This is a genomic window from Kitasatospora sp. NPDC033851 (assembly GCF_055576085.1).
Window position 1 is genome coordinate 538,240 of record NZ_JBVIRL010000001.1, and the last position, 16,756, is coordinate 554,995.

A 16,756-nucleotide genomic window follows, 5' to 3' on the forward strand; every position below is an offset into this window, starting at 1 on the left:
ACCCCCGGGCACGGACGAGGACGGCATCGACAAGAATCCGGAGCGGACCCTGGCACATGTCGCCAGGCCCCCGTACGAGCCGGCCGGACCAGGGATGGAGCCTGGGAGGGCCGAGAGGCGCTGTTCCTCGTCCGGGGTGTCGGTGCAGTGGGCCTCACCGAGGATGAGGACGCTCCAGCCCCCAGCCCCGGTGGTCGTCGATGTGGTCCCCCTCGAAGGAGACGGGCGAACCTGCCTCGGAGTGGCGGTGCCCCGGGGGTCCGTTCGGTAGGCGATCGTCCGGACGTCCACGACGTAGTCGACCGGCAGGACGACGCGCGCCGAGGAACCGGGCCCCGGGCAGGGTGGACCCCCGCCCGGGGGCCGGTTCCGGGGTGGACGGATGGAGGAGGACGGTCGGGGTCAGTAGACGTTGACGCCGTACGCGGCGAGCGCCTCGTTGACCGGCTGGAAGAAGGTGGTACCGCCGGTGCTGCAGTCACCACTGCCGCCGGAGGTGATGCCGAGGGCCTTGGTGGCGTCGTACAGCGGGCCGCCCGAATCGCCGGGCTCGGCGCAGACGTTGGTCTGGATCATGCCGCGTACGGTGCCGCCGTCGGAGTAGCGCACGGTGGCGTTGAGGCCGGTGACCGTGCCTCCGTGGGTGCCGCTGGTGGATCCGGTGCGCTTGACCGCTTCCCCGACGTAGGCGTTCGGGGCGGAGGTGAAGCCGCCGGTGTGGCTCACCGCGCTGTTGTCGTAGCGGACGAGCGCGTAGTCGTTGCCGGGGAAGCTGGAGTTGACGGTCGCCCCGATCAGCGTGGTGTGGCCGGAGTTGGTGTACCAGGTGCTCGCGACGTTTCCGCAGTGCCCCGCGGTGAGGAAGTAGTAGGTGCTGCCGCTCACCACGTTGAAGCCGAGCGAGCAGCGGTACTGGCCGCCGTAGATGGCACTGCCCGCGGCGAGCAGCGGGCGGAAGGTGCCCGGGGAGTGCTGGATCCGCAGCGTGGCGGCGTCGGGGCCGGCGGCCTGCTTGATCCTGGCGATCGCGGCCGGTGGGACGGTGCCGTCCACCGTGACGACGACACGGTCGGCCGTCGGGTCGACGTACCAGGCGATGCCGTTGACGTCGGTCCGCTGCAGGGCGTCGCTCACCGCGGCGAGTCGGGCCGGGCCGGCGGGTGCGGTGGGGGCGGCGACCGCACTCGGCGCGGCCACCGCGGTGGCGGACAGCAGGCCGACGGCGGCGGCGAGCAGTCGGGTGGTCCTCGCGGTGCTGGTGTGGGGGATGGTGCGCGTGGTCCTCACTGGTCTCCTCCTGGGAGTGAGAGGCCCCCTGAGGGTGTGGGGGCCGTGAGGCGCGGTCAGGGAGTGCGCGGACAACCGACGGTGTCCATGGGGGTGCCATCGCGGATGATCTGCCCCTGACAGGCGCTGACGGGAAGTATGGGCAGAGCCGGAGGGCGGCACAAGGCCCCGGACACGGCCTGCACACCATCTCGACAACCCCACGGACCGCCCGCCGGGCCGCGGTCCAGGAAACCCGGGCCGTCGGCACGGGACGTTCGGACCACGATGACGGGCTGTCCGTCAGGCCGGTCGAGCCGACCCGGGTCAGCCGCCCGTCGGGACCCGGAGCGTGCCGTAGCGCTGCATCCGCTGCCAGCGCAGGCGGGATCCCGCCAGCGCGGTGAAGACCGACTGGATCACCACCAGGTACATCAGCTGCCGGTAGACGAACTGCTGCAGCGGCAGGCTCCACAGCGGTCCGTACCGTTCCTTGTCCAGCCGGAACGCGTAGGCACCCATCAGCATCTGGACCAGCAGGAACGCCGCCCACAGCCCGACGATCCGCACCGGGTCGAGGAAGGCCAGTCCGTACAGCGCGAAGACGTCGACCACCGGGGCGAGCAGGGGCAGGAGGACCTGGAACATCAGCAGGTAGAGCAGCCCTCGCCGGCCCAGCTTGCCGGCCTGCCCGCCCTGGACGAGCGCGCCGCGGTGCTTCCACATCGCCTGCAGGGTGCCGTAGCACCAGCGGTAGCGCTGGCGCCACAGGGCGCTCAGCGAGGCGGGGGCCTCGGTCCAGGCCTTGGCCCGCTCCTCGTAGACCACCCGCCAACCGGCCCGGCACAACGCCATGGTGAGGTCGGTGTCCTCGGCGAGCGTCTCCTCGCCCACGCCGCCGACCGCCAGCAGCGCGGAGCGGCGGAAGGCGCCGACCGCGCCCGGCACGGTGGGCATGCACTCGGCGAGGTCGAAGAGCCGGCGGTCCAGGTTGAAGCCGACCACGTACTCGATGTGCTGCCAACGGCCCAGCAGACCACCGCGGTTGATCACCTTGGCGTTGCCGGAGACCGCTCCGACCGAGGGGTCGGCGAACGGCTGCACGAGGTGCCGGACGGCGTCCGGCTCGAACACGGTGTCACCGTCCACCATGACCAGCAGCTCCGCGCGGGCGGCGGCGATACCGGTGTTGAGGGCGGCCGGCTTGCCCGCGTTCTCCTGCCGGATCACCCGGGTGTACGGCAGGTCGAGCGACTCGACCAGGTCGGCCGTGCCGTCGGTCGAGCCGTCGTCGACCACGATCACCTCCACCGGGTGGTCGGAGGCGAGCAGCGACCGCAGTGCGGCCTCGATCCCGGCGGACTCGTTGTACGCGGGCACGATCACACTGACCGGCTCGGTGACCGGCGGCCCCCATGGCCGGCGCCGCAGCCGCTTGTGCCGACGGGCTGCCGCCAGCACGGCGACGGCCCGCAGCACGCTGATCGCGCCCGCCGCCCACAACAGCCAGCCCAGCGCCGCGAGCGTCCGGTCGCCGCCCCGGAGGAGCCACATGAACGCGGTCCCCTGGAGCCGGTCGGCGGTCCCGGCCCGGTGGACGGGGTCGGACAGGCCGACCGCCTCGCTGACCGTGGCGAAGTGCAGGCCGCGGTCCTTCAGCCGGGGCAGCAGGGCGGTCAGCGCCGCCACGGTCTGGGAGCGGTCGCCGCCCGAGTCGTGCATGAGCACGATCCGGCCCGGGCCGCCCGCAGCGTCGTCGAGGGTCTTCAGGATCTGCGCGGTCCCGGGTCGGCGCCAGTCCTCGCTGTCCTGGGTGGTGAGCACGGTCAGGTACCCCGCGTGCCCGGCCTGCTGCACGGCGTCCCACTCGCCGTCGTCCAGGGCGTCCGGGCTGGAGGAGTACGGCGGCCGCAGGAGGGAGCTGGTCACTCCCGCCGAACCGGCCAGTGCGAGCTGGGTCTCGCGCAGTTCCAGCGAGCGGCGCCAGTCGGGCGCGGGGCCGAGGTCGGTGTGGGTGAACGTGTGCACGCCGATCTGATGGCCCTCGGAGACGATCCGGCGGATCAGGTCCGGGTGGGCGGCGGCTTGGGTGCCGACCACGAAGAACGTGGCGTGCACCCCTTCGCGGCGCAGGACGTCGAGGATCTGCGGGGTCCAGGTCGGGTCGGGGCCGTCGTCGAAGGTGAGGACGATGGTGCCGGGCTTGGGAGCGGCGCTGCGCGGCTGGGGGCCGGCGGCGTCGATCACCGGTCCGCCTTCGCGGATCGCCGTCGGCACGGTGCTCGTGCCCGCGTGCGCGGCCGTCTGGTCCGGGCGGTCGTCGAAGCTGTGCTGGGTGTACCCCTGGAGCAGCAGGGCGCCGGAGAGAGTGAGCAGCAGGGCGGTGAGCAGCAGCCAGTGGGTGCGCAGCGGGCCCTGCCTCACCACTCCGCGCCTGCCTCTGCGGGTGCGGTCGGGGGCGGCGGTTCGACGGCGGCGGGTTGAGCTCATGGCGCTGCTTTCGGGGGTGCGGGTCGTAATGGTGGCTAGTCGGGCGTCAGGGTTTGCCGGGCTTGTTGCCGGAGTTGCCCGGAGGGCTCGTGGGGCGGCCGTGCCCGGGCGGGGTGTTCGGCGGCGCCGCGGGGCTGGTGACCGGAGCGGGCGAGCCGGTACCTGCGGGGGCGCTCGGGAGGCCGGCGGAGGGCCCGGTCGGCACGCCGGTCGTCTGCGGGTGCCGGTCCCCGACCGGGCCGGTGCCGGCCTGGCGGGCGGGGGTCACGGTGGGCGCCGCGCCGGGCGGGGCCGCGGCCTCCGGGGCGGCGGACGGCGCCGTGGACGGTGTGGATGCCTGGGCGGGCGCGCTCGGCGCGGGCGGCTGGGGCAGCGGAAGGAACGGCGCGTTCACGGTGGGGCCGCCGAGCAGGGTGCTGCCCAGCAGCGCGAGGTACCCACCGGCCGGCACGGCCAGCACCGCCCCGAACCTGCGGATCCGGCGCTGACGGCGGCCGGAGGCGTCGACGAACACGGGCGGGGGCGCGGGCTGCTCGTCCGCGGTGTCGGTGACGGCGGACAGCTCGGCGGTGTCCGACTCGCCCGCCTCGTCGGGCCACGCGAAGTGGTCGGCGGAACCGACCGCGGGGGCGAGGTGGTCGGCGGGACCGACCGCGGGGGCGAAGTGGTCGGTCGGGGTTCCGACGACCGGTCCGCCGGCCGCCGGGCCGTGAAAGTACCTCGGGACCAGCGGAGGGTCAGGCTGCTCCTCGGCGGTCGGCCATGGGCCGTACGACGTGACGGGCACGATGTCGAGTCCAGGTGTTGTCGGTTCACAGGGCTACCACGGCTGCACCCGTCGATCACGGCGGACCGGGCGGTGAGGTGGTCGTACCTGTTCAGCGCCGACGGCCGGCTCGCTGTCACACCTTCTCGGGAAACCGTGCCGACCGCCGGACCCCAGGGTTCGCAATTTCTATTGCGCAACTTTTCTTTCGAATCTACCGTGGACCCATGACCCAGAAGCCGGAGCCCAACCGGATCACCGACCTGTCCCGTCTGAAGGCGTTCACCAACCCGCTGCGGATGCAGCTCTACCGACTGCTCTACGCGGCGGGCAGTGCCACCGCCTCGCAGCTCGCCGAGCAGGTCGACCAGGCGCCGTCCCTGGTCAGCTACCACCTGCGCAAGCTCGCCGAGCACGGCTTCGTCGCCGAGGCGAGCGGCCGGAGCACCGACGGCCGGGAGCGGTGGTGGCAGGTCGCCTCCGAGGAGGGCTGGGGCTTCCGGGAGTCCGACCTCTCCGACACGCCCGAAGGTGCCGCCGCCGTCGGCGCGGTGGCCCGCGGGCTCGTCGACTCCCGGGCCGCCCAGTACCGCGCCTACCTGGACCAGGGCGCCGCCTGGGGCACGGAGTGGACCGACGCGGCCTTCAGCCTCGAATGGCTGCTCGACCTCAATCCGGCCGAACTCGCCGAACTGGGCGAGGAGTTGCAGGACCTGTCCCGGCGCTGGCGGGAGCGCGGCAAGGCCGCCAGGGCGGTCGGCGACACCGAGGGGCGCGAGCACGTGTCCGTCCACCTGTACGGGTTCCCCTTCCGCCCCTGACCTCACTCAGACCGCCCCCGCACCCCCGCACAGACGAACCGGAGACCGTGATGGCCCTCGCGGAGACGACCCGCCCCCTGCGCACCGCCACGCCGCCCGCCCACCGCGACGGCAACGTGCTGCGCTGGCTCGCCGCCTACACCGCTTCCCTGATCGGCGACAGCGTCTACTTCGTCGCGCTCGGCTGGTCCGCGCAGCGGGCCGCCGGCCCCACCGAGGTCGGCCTGGTCATGGCCGCCGGGGCGCTCCCGCGCGCGGTGCTCATGCTCGGCGGCGGCGTGCTGGCCGACCGGCTGGACCCCCGGCGGGTGATCCTCGGCAGCGACGCCCTGCGCTGCCTGCTCATCCTCTCGGTGGCCGCAGCCATCGCCCTGACCACGCCCGCGCTCTGGCTGCTGGTCGCGGTGGCGCTCGTGTTCGGCGCCGTGGACGCGCTGTTCGTCCCCGCCGTCGGCGCCCTCCCGCCCCGGATCACCGGCCCCGACCAGCTGGCCCGGGTCACCGGGATGCGCTCGCTGTCGATGCGCCTCGGCCAGATCGCGGGCCCGCCGCTCGGCGGCCTGGCCATGGGCCTGGGCGGCCCGGCGGCCGCCTTCGCCACGGCGGGCCTGCTCTTCGCGCTCTCCCTGCCGCTCCTGCTGACCATCCGGGTCCGTGCCCTCGAGACGCCCCCGGACGAGGCGGCGCCCCGCCGCGGCACCGCACGCGCGGACCTCCTCGACGGGCTGCGCTACCTCCGCCGCCACCGCCTGATCGGTCCGCTGGTCGCCGTCGGCGCCGTCTGCGAACTCGGCCTCACCGGCACCCTCAACGTCGGCATGGTGCTCCTCAACGCCGAGCGCGGCTGGGGCCCGTCCGGCTACGGCTGGATCGTCGCCTGTTTCGGCGCCGGGGCCACCGCCGGCGCCGCGCTGCTCACCGTCGTCGGCCGACTGCCCCGGGCGGGCCTGACCATGGCGGGCACCCTGCTCGTGGCCAGTACGGGCGTGGCCGCGATGGGCCTCGTCCCGAGCCTGGGGACCGCCGCCGCGCTGGCCGCGCTCGTCGGCCTGTGCGCGGGCGTCTCCGGCGGCCTGGACAGCGCCCTCGTCCAGACCGCGACGGACCCCGCCTACCTCGGCCGGGTCACCTCCGTCGTGATGCTCACCATGCTCGGCCTCGCCCCGCTCAGCTACCCGCTGGTCGGCGCCGCCATCGGCGCCTGGGGCGCGGCCCCGGTCTTCGCCGGCTGCGGCGCCGTCTCCTGCCTGGGCGCGGCCGTCGCCCTGGCCTCCGGCACGGTCCGGCGCGCCGAACTGCCGCGGCGGCAGACGAACCACTGAACCCGCGGCAGACCACTGAACCCGCGGCGGTCCGCCGGCCCGACAGCGTCCCGGCCCGTGCGGCACGGACCGGACAGCATCGACCGGGCGGGCCGGGCGGGCCGCCCGCGCGGACGGCGAGACCGTCCGGGCCACCGTCGCGGAGCCGTGCGGGGTCACAGCAGCAGCGCCCCCGCCGGCGCCCGCATCCGACGACCGTACGCGGTGAGGGCGAGGACACCGGCCCCGCGCACCGGCGTCCCCGGCCCGAGCGACAGCGGATCGAGGCTCAACTCACCTGCCAGGCGCGGCGCCAGCTCCAACAGCTCCCACACCCAGTCGTCCTCGTCGTCGCCATCCGGCTCCACCCACCCCTCCACCAGCGCGGGCAGCCCGAGCTCGGCTCGCCGCCGCTGCTCGTACCCGAGCGGCGCGCCGAGTTCCAGGTGCCGCGTGTCCTCACCCGGGATGTACGCGAACCGCCGCACGGCCGCGCCGTGTTCGGCGACCAGCACCGCCGAGCCGTCGTTCTGCGCGCTCCACCAGTACGCCTGGGCACGCCCGTAGCGGGCGCTCAGCCGCTCGCAGGCCGCCAGGACCTCGGCGGCACGCTCGGCATCGCTCGGATCGCACCAGGCGCCGACGACCAGCGTCCATCCGGCCAGCTCAGGGGTGACGAACACCCGGCGGAAGGCGTCGTGCCGATCGTCGTCGAAACCCCCGTGACCGTCGATGTCGGCCGCGTACACACCGGCCGCGAACGGCACCGGGCGCGGCGCGGACAGGCCGAGCAGGTCCATCACCCCGGCCTGGTCGCCGGTGGCGACCGCGATCCACGACAGGAAGCAGCAGGCGAGCGGCTCCGGCGCGTCCTCGGGCGCCTTCACCCGCACCAGCCGCTCCAGCGCCGCCAGATCCCGGGCGCCAATCACCGCCTCCCCGCCGATCTCCGCGAGCGCCTCCAGCGCACTCGCCCGCGCGGCCCCGGGCCCGTTCCGACGCACCGCCTGCAGCAGGGGCACGACGTCCTCGCCCCACGAGCAGAACACCCGCACCGCCGTCTGCCGCACCTCGGCATCCGGATCGCCCAGCAGCGGCACCGCGCTCTGCGCAACCGCCGCCGGCTGCGCATCGCCGCGCTCGCGCAAGGCCCATGCCGCCGCCCGCCGAACCGTCGCATCCGGGGAACCGAGATCCCGTACCGCCTGCCGAGTGTCCATGGCCCGCCACGCTAGCCCGCCCCACCGACAACTCCCCCGGCTCCTCCGCCCGGGCCAGGCCACCCGCGCCGGATTGGCCCGGGACAGCGCGCCCGCCGCTCCCTACGCTCGGGCGCACAGTCGATCAACGGAGAACCCGCATGCACCCCGAACTCGCCGCCGATCTCGCGCGGTTGCCCGAACTCCTGGAGGAGACCCGGCAGCAGGCCCTCGCCTTCCTCGACGGCCTCGCCGACCGGCCCGTCGTCCCGCAGGCGGCCCCGCCCGGCGCCGGATCCGTCGGTCCGGCGAAGCTCGCCGAGGCGGGCGGCGGGTTGCCGGCGGCGCTGGCGGAGTTCGCCGAGCGGTGGGAGCCGCGCCTGTCGGGCAGTCCCGGGCCGCGGTACTTCGGGTTCGTGACCGGTGGTGCGACCCCGGCGGCGCTGGCGGGCGACTGGCTGACCTCCACCGTCGACCAGAACTCCAACTCCTCGCTGGACCCGGCCGGTCAGCACCTGGAGCGGGAGACGGTCGGCTGGCTGCGCGAGCTGTTCGGGCTCTCGGCGGCGCACCACGGCACCTTCGTGAGCGGCGCGACCATGTCGAACACGGTCGGACTGGCGATCGCCCGCGAGTGGCTGGGCGAGCGGCTCGGCGTGGACGTCGCCGAGGACGGGGTCGGCGCGCTGGGCCGGGTCCGGGTGCTGTCGGGCGGCGCGCACTCCTCCGTCTCCAAGGCGCTGTCGGTGCTGGGCCTGGGCCGGACGGCGCTGCGGTCCGTGCCCCTACTGCCCGGCCGGGAGGCGGTGGACGTGGCCGCGCTGGAGCGGGCGCTGGCCGAGGCCGACGGGCCGTGCATCGTGGTGGCCAACGCGGGCACCGTCAACACCGTCGACTTCGACGACCTGCGGGCGATCGCCGACCTCCGCGAGCGGTACGGGTTCTGGCTGCACGTGGACGCCGCGTTCGGCGCCTTCGCCGCGCTGTCGCCGGAGCACGCGGAGCTGGTGGCCGGCCTGGACCTCGCCGACTCGGTCTGCGTCGACCTGCACAAGTGGCTCAACGTGCCCTACGACAGCGCCGTGCAGTTCACCCGCCGCCCCGACCTGCAGGCCCAGGTCTTCCGGAACGCCGCCGCCTACCTCGGCCCGGTCGGCGAGCACCCCGACCTGGTCCACCTCACCCCGGAGAACTCGCACCGGCTGCGCGCCCTCGCCGCCTGGTTCACCCTGCGCGCGTACGGCCGCGCCGGCCACCGGGAGATCGTGGAACGCAACGTCGCGGGCGCGCGGGCGCTCGGCGAGGCGGTCGAGCGGATCGACGGCCTGCGCCTGCTCGCCCCGGTGCGGCTGAACGTCGTCTGCTTCACCCTGGCGACGGATCCCACCCCCGAGCGCCTCGCCGCCCTCGCCGCCGAGCTGGCCGACGACGCCTTCGTCACCCCGACCCGCTACGCCGACCGGCCCGCCCTGCGCGCGGCGTTCAGCAACTGGCGCACCACGGAGGCCGACGTGCGGCGGACGGCGGAGGCACTCGGGCAGGCCGTCCGGAAACTGACCGCCGACCGGCGCCACGAGGCCTGACGGCGCGGCCCGGTGCCGGCCCCACGACGATGACGATGGGGACGGCACCGGGCCCGAGCACCGGGCCGATGGCTCAGCTCCGGTCGTGGTCCCCGCTCCCGCCGTCGATCAACTCCCGCAGGATGTCCAGGTGTCCGGTGTGCCCGGACCGTACCAGCCACTACCGACAACCCGGCTCCCCGACCGCGGCTCCCCGACGGCGGCCCGCTGTTCCGACCGCGGCCGGCCGTTCCGCCGCGCGTGTCATCCTGAGCGCCGCCCACGCAACACGCCTGCCGCGCCTTGACCTTCACACCGTGTGAAGCCCGATGATCCTCCCATGACCGCCACACCGTACGACCCGTACGCGCTCCTCGCGCAGAGCCGCCTCGGCATCCTCGCCACCATCAAGGCGGACGGCCGGCCCCAGCTCTCCCCCGTCATGCCGTTCTACGACCCGGAGACGAACGTCATCCTGATCTCCACCCGGGACGGGCTGGCCAAGACCGCCAACCTGCGCCGGGACCCCCGGGTCAGCCTGGAGGTGACCGGGCCGGACGGGCGCTCCTGGGTCACCGCCGAGGGCATCGCCACCCTCACCGGTCCGGGCACCGACCCCGACGGCCCCGAGGTCGAGGCGCTGGTCGACTACTACCGCAGCGCCGCCGGCGAGCACCCCGACTGGGCGGAGTACCGCGAGGCGATGGTCTCCGACCGCCGGGTGCTGCTCACCGTCCCGGTCGACCACGTGTACGGCACCCACCTCTGAACGGCCCGGGTGAACCGCCCGGGTGAACCGCCCGGCTGAACGGCCCGGGTGAACCGCCCGGGTGGGCGCGGCCACCGTCACGGGGGTACGGTGGCCGCGCCCGCCCGCGGCTCAGCACAGCGTCGCGGTGACCACCGTGGCGTCCAGGTCCTCCTGCCGGCTCGCCACCGCCGTCAGCCCGGCCGCCCGCGCCACCCCGAGGGCTGCCGCCACCTGCCGCTCACTGGTCTCGAACAGCAACGACCCGCCCGCAGCCAGCCACCGGGGCGTCTCCGCGACCACCCTGCGCAGCACGTCCAGGCCGTCCGCGCCGCCGTCGAGCGCCGGCCGGGCCTCGTGCAGCCGCGCCTCGGGCGGCAGCAGCGCGAGGTCCCCGGTCGGAACGTACGGGACGTTGGCGATCAGCACGTCCACCCGGCCGCGCAGCGCGGCCGGCAGGGCGGCGAACAGGTCGCCCTGGTGGATCCGCGCCCCGGTGCCGGCCAGGTTGCGGCGGGCGCAGCGGACCGCCTCCGGGTCGATGTCCGCCGCGTACAGCTCGACCGGGTGCCCGGCCCCGGCCGCCACGGCGGCGCCCAGCGCACCACTGCCGCAGCACAGGTCGAGCACCACCGCGCCCGGGCCGCGGGGCGGGCCGGTCAGCGCGGTGGCGGCGGCGGCCAGGAACTCGCTGCGCCGGCGCGGCACGAAGACGCCCGGGTCGACGGCGATCCGCAGACCGGCGAACTCGGCCCAGCCGACAACGTGTTCGAGCGGCCGCCCCTCGGCACGGGCGCGGACCATGGCGGCCAGGTCGGCGGGCGCGGCTGCTGCGCGGAGCAGGATCCGCGCCTCGTCCTCGGCGAACACGCAACCGGCTGCACGCAGCCGGGAGACCACCGAGGAACGGAGAGCGACGGAGGAGAAAACCGGCAAGAGAACCCCTTGGGGAAGACGGGAGGAAAGCGAACGGAGGAGGAAACGACTCCGTCAGGGCTCCCGCAAGGGCCGACACCGCGCCGGTGCGTCACCCGCGCTACACGCGCGAGGCGCCCGCACGGCCGCGCTCCGGGAGCACCCGCTCGGACATTCCGGTAATGGGTCTCACCTCCCTGAATCACGGTCATACTCGGCATCAGCCACCCTACCGCAACGCCGGTCGGCGGCACGTGCCGGTCGCGCGGGGGCCTGTGCCGGCAAGGGAGTTCGCGCGCCGGTCAGGCCGGCTCCGCGCCGGGCAGGCGGTTCGCGCGCCGGGCAGGCGGGCTCCGCGCCGGGCAGGCGGTTCGCGCGCCGGGCAGGCGGGCTCCGCGCCGGGCAGGCGGTTCGCCGCCGGTCAGGCGGGCTGCGGTACCGGCGGCCTGGTGCGGTAGGAGCCGGCCGCGCCCGGGGGGACCAGGCAGGGCAGCAGCCAGTCCCAGAGGGCGCCGACCCGGCGGGCGCGCTCCTCCGCGGGGCAGCCGTCGGCGAACACCACTTCCAGGCCGCAGGCGGCGGTCACCACCAGGATCTCCGGGCCGAGCCCGCCCGCGCGGTCGCGCAGCTCGCCCGCGCGGCGGGCCCCGGCCAGCAGGTCCCGGACGACGGCGGCCCAGACGCGGTGGAAGCCGCGCATGCCCGCGAGGGTCTGCCGGGCGTCCACCGCTCCGGTTTCACCCGGATTCGGACCGCCCGGCCTGGCTTCGCCGGCCTTCGGCCCGCCCGGTTTGACGTCACCCCGCTCGGCCCCGCCCGGCTCGACCCCACTCCGCTCGACCCCACTCCGCTCGGCCCCGCCCGGTGGCGGTTCCGCCTGCCAGCCGCCGTCCTCGCGGCCGAGGCGGAACGCCGCCCGGACCACCGGGTCCGCCCCGAGGGCGTCGACCAGCCAGTACCCGGCGTCGATCAGCCCCTGGAGCGGGGAGGAGGCGGCGCGCTGGTCGCCGCAGGCCGCGCGCAGCGAACGCTCGGCCTGCTCGAACACCGCTCTGGCCAGCTCCTCCTTGGAGGCGAAGTGGAAGTACAGCGCCCCCTTCGTCACCCCTGCGGCCGCGGCGATCTCGCCGAGGGTGGCACCCGCGTAGCCATGGCGGTCGAACAGCCCCGCCCCCGCCTCCACCAGCCGCCCGCGCGTCCGTTCCGACCTCTGCTGGACCACCCGTCCCACAACCCCTCACGACGACAAGCACGTTCGACCAAGCCCCGGTGGCACCCGGGCGGGCGCCGAGTCCTCCGACCGTCGCCCTCAGCCGACCCGGCTGAGCCGGGCCGCCGCGGTGTCCGCCAACGCGGCCGCGCCCACAGCGGGTTCGCGCTCCGTCTGCGCCGTCCGCTCCGGACCGACGGGTCGCTCGGCAGCGGCGGGTCGTTCCGGCCCCGTGAGCAGGATGGAGCGCTGCAGCCGGCGCAGCCCGACCGAGGGCTCCATGCCCAACTCCCGTACCAGGGTGTTCCGCAGGCGCTGGTAGGCCTCGAGGGCCTCGCCGCGGCGCCCGGAGCGGTGCAGGGCGATCATGTACTGGCCGTGCAGGCTCTCGTGGGTGCGGTAGCGGTCGACCAGGACGGTGAGTTCGGCGAGCAGGACGCGGTGGCGGCCCAGCCGTAGGTCGGCGTCGATCCGCTGGTCCAGAGCGCAGAGCCGGGTCTCCTCCAACCGCTTGGCTTCGACAGCGAGTTGGCCGCCGACCGGGACGTCCGCGAAGGCCGGTCCGCGCCACAGCGCGAGCGCCTCGCCGAGCATCCGGGCGGCCAGCGGGTGGTCCTCGCCGTCGATCGCCCGGTAGCCCATGCCGGCCAGCCGCTCGAACTCCCGGATGTCCGTCAGTCCGCCGCCGCTGTTCAGCATGTAGCCGCCGGGCGAGGTCACCAGGACGTCCTTGGCGCAGGACACCCCCGCCTCCTCGCCGGCCCGGGCGAACGCCCGGTCGATCAGGTCGCGCAACTGGAGGACGTACGTCTGCACGGTGGTGCGCGCACTGCGCGGCGGACGGCCGGACCACAGCTCGTCGGCCAGCACCCCCGCCGGAACCACCTGGTCCGCGCGGAGGGCCAGCAGCCCCAGTACCTGACGCGGCTTCGGCGCCGACGGCACCACTGACAGCCCGCACACCCGGACGTCCAACGCCCCGAGCACCCGAATTTCCACGATGACCACCCCAATCACACGGAACGCCGCAAGCTCGTCGCTGCGGCCGGCACCCGGGTCGACACCCCTGGGGGCAACTGCCACCAGTGAAAAACAGGACGCGCGGTTTGTCAATACAAAACCGAACGTGCTGTTTGTTTTTGAAGGCGGGCTGCCTGGGCACTGCAAGAAGCCACACGACCACCCTCGGTAGTGTTCGCAGGGCAAACCAAAGGCGGCGTGACCCCGTGGTCCCGCCGCCGCCCGCGCGCCCCATCCTCCCCCAGCCCCCCTGCACAGGAGGCAGGTTGAGCTCCCGTCAGCCGACGCCGATGCCCGCCTGCGCCTCGACCGGCACGTCGTCGCCCTCGTCCCCGCCGCCCTCGTCCGCACGGGCCGCCGCGATCTCGGCGACCACCTGGGCACCCCGGTCCGGCCCCATCCGCAGCGATCCGAGCACGCCGGGCACCGCGATGCTCGGCATCAGGTGCTGGAACAGCCCCGACACCCGAAGCTCCAGGTCAGCCCGCCCGGAAAGCTTCTGGGACTGGATCTGAACCCCCGTCCACGCCGCGATGATCAGCCATGCGGTGTCCGCCGGAACGACGTGCGGCAGCAGCTCGCCGCGCTCGCCGGCCGCCAGCAGCAGCGCCTCCATCCGGCCGATCCACCCCGGGATGGCACCGCCGCCGAGGTCGTCGAACACGTCCTGCCCGAGCGAGAGCCGGGCACCCGCGCTCAGCAGCGGGTCACGTGGCATCAGATGCGCCACCACCATCCCGGTGTCCACGAACTCCTGGAGCTTGCAGCTCCGTTCGGGAACTCCGTCCTGGGAGAACTGTTCCTCGACCACGCCCTGCGCGAGATCCCGCTTCGACGCGAAATGGAAATACACCGCACCACGCGTCACACCGGCCCGGGAGACCACCTCGCCGATGGTCGCGCCCTCGTACCCGAACTCGTCGAAGACCGACGCCGCCGCCTCCAGGATCAGCCGACGCGTCCGGAGCGCCCGCTCCTGCCGTACCACCGCAACCACCCCGCCCTGAGATGCCGGAAAACAAAACCAAACACCCCGTATCTTAGCTGCGCCCAACCCGCAACCGGCAAGACGATGTCGGTTAATCGCCCGACCCCTCCCCCTTCCTCACCACCCGCCGAGCCCCCACCTGAAGGTCCGTCACCACAGGCCTCGCCCACCGCGGCAGTGAGGCCTCTTCCAAGGACTTCTTCCATCCGTAAAAACCGAACGATTGGTTTCTTTAAAGGTAATTCCGGAGCTCGCCGCAAGCCTACGGCCGATCTCCGCACCCGGTGCCGCTCCGCAACCGCCGCCCTCGAGCGCGGCGTCGTACGGGTCAGTCGACCGTACGGTCGCAGCGGCCGAAACGGCCGAAACGGCCGTACCCGGGGGGAACCATGAAGCTCGACCCGCTGCGTCGCCATGCCGCCATGGCGACGGCCACCGGGCTGGCACTCGCCGCCCTGGCCTCCTGCAGCACGTCCACGACGACGGGCCCTGCCGCCCCTGTCACCATCCCGGCGACCGCCGTCAGGCTGCCGCTCGCAGACAGGGTCGCGGCCGGCCTGGAACGGATCCGCGCCACCGCCCAGGACAATCCGCCCGGAGAACAGTGGGGCCACTACCAGGACGAGGGCGGCACGATCTGGTACTTCTGGCCCCTCCCCGACGGACGGTTCTGTCACGGAAAGGAGTTCGAGCTCGGGGACCAGGACATCCGGGAGGTCGGCTGCACGAGCAACCCCCTCCCGGACGACGGCACGCCGGCCGTGAACGCCCTCCTGGGCCCGGCCAGTGTGACCGGCGGCCGGTGGGTGAGCTTCCTCTACGCGGACCAGGAGGACGTCCAGGACATCGCCTGCGGCGACCTGCACTTCACCGCCCGGCGCATCGCCCGCTTCCCCGGCACCCACGGCCCGCGCACCCTCTACGCCGTCAGCACGCCGTGGGCCGCGCTGGGCCTCCTGCACGCCCGGGTCCGCCGCGCGGACGGCACCGTCGCCCCCGACCTGGCGCGGTTCCCGGACGGGAGCGAGTCCGCACACGTCTCCGGCGAACGCGTCTGCGCGTGAGAAGTCGGCCAGGCCGACTTCTGGTGCCAGGCCCTACAACTCCGCCACGTGCAGGATGAGGCGCCGGGCGGCGCGCTCCGACAGGATGCGCTGCTCCTCGACGGCGGCCAGGTCCAGCGGGACGGGCGGGGCCCACGTCGTCCCGGCTCAGGTTGCGGGGGCCAGGTTCGGAGTCACCACGCAAGCCTCGCGCGCAGGTGCGGTGCCGGTCCACGTGGGTTCGCGGGTCCGGCCCGGTGTCAGGTCGCCCAGGGCAGCCGCAAGGTTTCGAGCTCGGCGTCGCCCAGCAGGGCCTCGATGAGGTCAGGGGGTCCGGCGACCTTGGTGGCCCAGAGGTCGTAGTCGGTGCACAGCACCCAGGAACGGTCGGCGGCCCAGAGGTTGGAGGGGCTGGCGTCGACGTCGGTGGTGTCGTAGAGGGCTTCGGCGTCGCCGAGGCGGCCCGCGCGCACATGGACGTTGTCGAAGTCCCCGAGCATCAGCGGGTTGTAGTAGGCCAGGCACCGGGTGTCCGGGCCGGCCGGACCGTACGCGGTGAGGACGGCGATCAGGCGGTTCCAGGTCTCCCGGTCGAGGCTCCCCTCGGTGGGCGGGACGATGCCGAGCGGCCAGCTGCCGTCCTTCTTCGCCGACGGGAAGCAGCGGTTGGAGGGCAGCAGCCCCTCGGGCACCACGGGATCGCCGGTCCGCTCCGCGAGCTCCGCCCAGCGCAGCCGGTGCCAGCCCGGCCCCGGGTGCTCGGCGCGGCCCAGGTCACCACCCGTGACGACACCCACGGCATCGAGGTCCACGCCCATGAACACACGCGGCTGTGCGCTCCCGTCCGCCAACCGGGCCTGCCGGTAGTCGTTGTACGAGAGCTCGCTCGGCCCCCGCTCGTGCTCGTACATGGCGTTGAGCACCCAGACGGCGTCGGGCATCGCGGGCGCCATGAACCCGAGCACGCCGTCACCGCACAGCTCCCCCAGCCAGTCGGTCTCGCCGGACGGCGCGAGCGGCCACCGGCCGGACATCGGGTCGGCCTGCAGGTCTGCCGACAGGTCGATCCGGGCATCAGGCTGGGCATCAGGCTGCTCGGGCATCCGATCATGCTCCCACAGCGCCGGATCACGGACGGCCCCGGACCAGCGCAGGGGGCGAGCAGGGCAGCAGCTGCGACCGATACAGGAATGAAACGCTCTTTACCGGATTCTGCTGTCATCGATGAAGGGATGAGACTCGCCGTAGACGGGATTCTGACGTCGCGTCCCTACGGTGCCTGACATGTCACCTATCCATGACCGGATCGGCGGTCACCACACCAGGATCCGCAGCCGAGCGCGCGCCCAAGTCGTCCTGACAGCACTCGTGTTGGCAGCCGGCACGGCGCTGGCCGCGCCCGCAGGAGCCGCAGGAGCCGCAGGAGC

General features: G+C 74.1%; 14 protein-coding genes. 5 read left to right on the forward strand and 9 right to left on the reverse strand.

Features of this window, described 5'->3' with window-relative positions:
• Window positions 1–402: 402 nt before the first annotated feature.
• From ACZ51D_RS02005 to ACZ51D_RS02015, 3 genes are all read right to left on the reverse strand, one after another.
• Window positions 403–1,287 carry a S1 family peptidase gene (locus tag ACZ51D_RS02005; protein WP_465619262.1) on the reverse strand — a complete coding sequence of 295 codons (885 nt, stop codon included), beginning with the start codon at window positions 1,285–1,287 and terminating at the stop codon, window positions 403–405.
• A gap of 306 nt (window positions 1,288–1,593) precedes the next feature.
• On the reverse strand, window positions 1,594–3,756 hold the full coding sequence (locus ACZ51D_RS02010) for a bifunctional polysaccharide deacetylase/glycosyltransferase family 2 protein (RefSeq protein WP_465619264.1): 2,163 nt from the start codon (window positions 3,754–3,756) through the stop codon (window positions 1,594–1,596).
• Between the two features lie 46 nt (window positions 3,757–3,802).
• Window positions 3,803–4,543 carry a hypothetical protein gene (locus ACZ51D_RS02015; protein ID WP_465619266.1) on the reverse strand — a complete coding sequence of 247 codons (741 nt, stop codon included), beginning with the start codon at window positions 4,541–4,543 and terminating at the stop codon, window positions 3,803–3,805.
• A gap of 206 nt (window positions 4,544–4,749) precedes the next feature.
• On the opposite strand from ACZ51D_RS02015, the gene ACZ51D_RS02020 reads away from it, so the two are divergent.
• The gene (locus ACZ51D_RS02020) at window positions 4,750–5,343 is read left to right on the forward strand and encodes an ArsR/SmtB family transcription factor (protein ID WP_465619268.1); all 594 of its coding nucleotides are present in this window, start codon (window positions 4,750–4,752) and stop codon (window positions 5,341–5,343) included.
• Window positions 5,344–5,393: 50 nt separating this feature from the next.
• Window positions 5,394–6,665, forward strand: a complete 1,272-nt coding sequence (locus ACZ51D_RS02025) for an MFS transporter (RefSeq protein WP_465619270.1) — start codon at window positions 5,394–5,396, stop codon at window positions 6,663–6,665.
• Window positions 6,666–6,820: 155 nt separating this feature from the next.
• Here ACZ51D_RS02025 and ACZ51D_RS02030 read toward each other — a convergent pair whose 3' ends face one another.
• On the reverse strand, window positions 6,821–7,864 hold the full coding sequence (locus ACZ51D_RS02030; protein WP_465619272.1) for a HEAT repeat domain-containing protein: 1,044 nt from the start codon (window positions 7,862–7,864) through the stop codon (window positions 6,821–6,823).
• A 140-nt stretch (window positions 7,865–8,004) separates the two neighbouring features.
• On the opposite strand from ACZ51D_RS02030, the gene ACZ51D_RS02035 reads away from it, so the two are divergent.
• Complete coding sequence (locus tag ACZ51D_RS02035; RefSeq protein ID WP_465619274.1) at window positions 8,005–9,426, forward strand: pyridoxal phosphate-dependent decarboxylase family protein; 1,422 nt, start codon at window positions 8,005–8,007, stop codon at window positions 9,424–9,426.
• A 319-nt stretch (window positions 9,427–9,745) separates the two neighbouring features.
• On the forward strand, window positions 9,746–10,174 hold the full coding sequence (locus ACZ51D_RS02040; protein ID WP_360505111.1) for a PPOX class F420-dependent oxidoreductase: 429 nt from the start codon (window positions 9,746–9,748) through the stop codon (window positions 10,172–10,174).
• 111 nt (window positions 10,175–10,285) lie between these two features.
• Here ACZ51D_RS02040 and ACZ51D_RS02045 read toward each other — a convergent pair whose 3' ends face one another.
• From ACZ51D_RS02045 to ACZ51D_RS02060, 4 genes are all read right to left on the reverse strand, one after another.
• Window positions 10,286–11,089, reverse strand: a complete 804-nt coding sequence (locus ACZ51D_RS02045) for a putative protein N(5)-glutamine methyltransferase (RefSeq protein ID WP_465619277.1) — start codon at window positions 11,087–11,089, stop codon at window positions 10,286–10,288.
• 400 nt (window positions 11,090–11,489) lie between these two features.
• Entirely contained in the window at window positions 11,490–12,290 is an 801-nt protein-coding gene (locus ACZ51D_RS02050) for a TetR family transcriptional regulator (RefSeq protein ID WP_465619279.1), read from the reverse strand.
• 87 nt (window positions 12,291–12,377) lie between these two features.
• Window positions 12,378–13,277 (reverse strand): AfsR/SARP family transcriptional regulator, encoded by a 900-nt coding sequence (locus ACZ51D_RS02055; protein WP_465619281.1) that lies wholly within the window; start codon window positions 13,275–13,277, stop codon window positions 12,378–12,380.
• Window positions 13,278–13,575: 298 nt separating this feature from the next.
• Window positions 13,576–14,286 (reverse strand): ScbR family autoregulator-binding transcription factor, encoded by a 711-nt coding sequence (locus ACZ51D_RS02060; protein ID WP_465619283.1) that lies wholly within the window; start codon window positions 14,284–14,286, stop codon window positions 13,576–13,578.
• Window positions 14,287–14,675: 389 nt separating this feature from the next.
• Between ACZ51D_RS02060 and ACZ51D_RS02065 the strand changes: the two genes are divergently transcribed.
• Window positions 14,676–15,350, forward strand: a complete 675-nt coding sequence (locus ACZ51D_RS02065; RefSeq protein WP_465619285.1) for a hypothetical protein — start codon at window positions 14,676–14,678, stop codon at window positions 15,348–15,350.
• A 239-nt stretch (window positions 15,351–15,589) separates the two neighbouring features.
• Here ACZ51D_RS02065 and ACZ51D_RS02070 read toward each other — a convergent pair whose 3' ends face one another.
• Entirely contained in the window at window positions 15,590–16,432 is an 843-nt protein-coding gene (locus ACZ51D_RS02070) for a hypothetical protein (protein ID WP_465660830.1), read from the reverse strand.
• Between the last annotated feature and the right edge of the window lie 324 nt (window positions 16,433–16,756).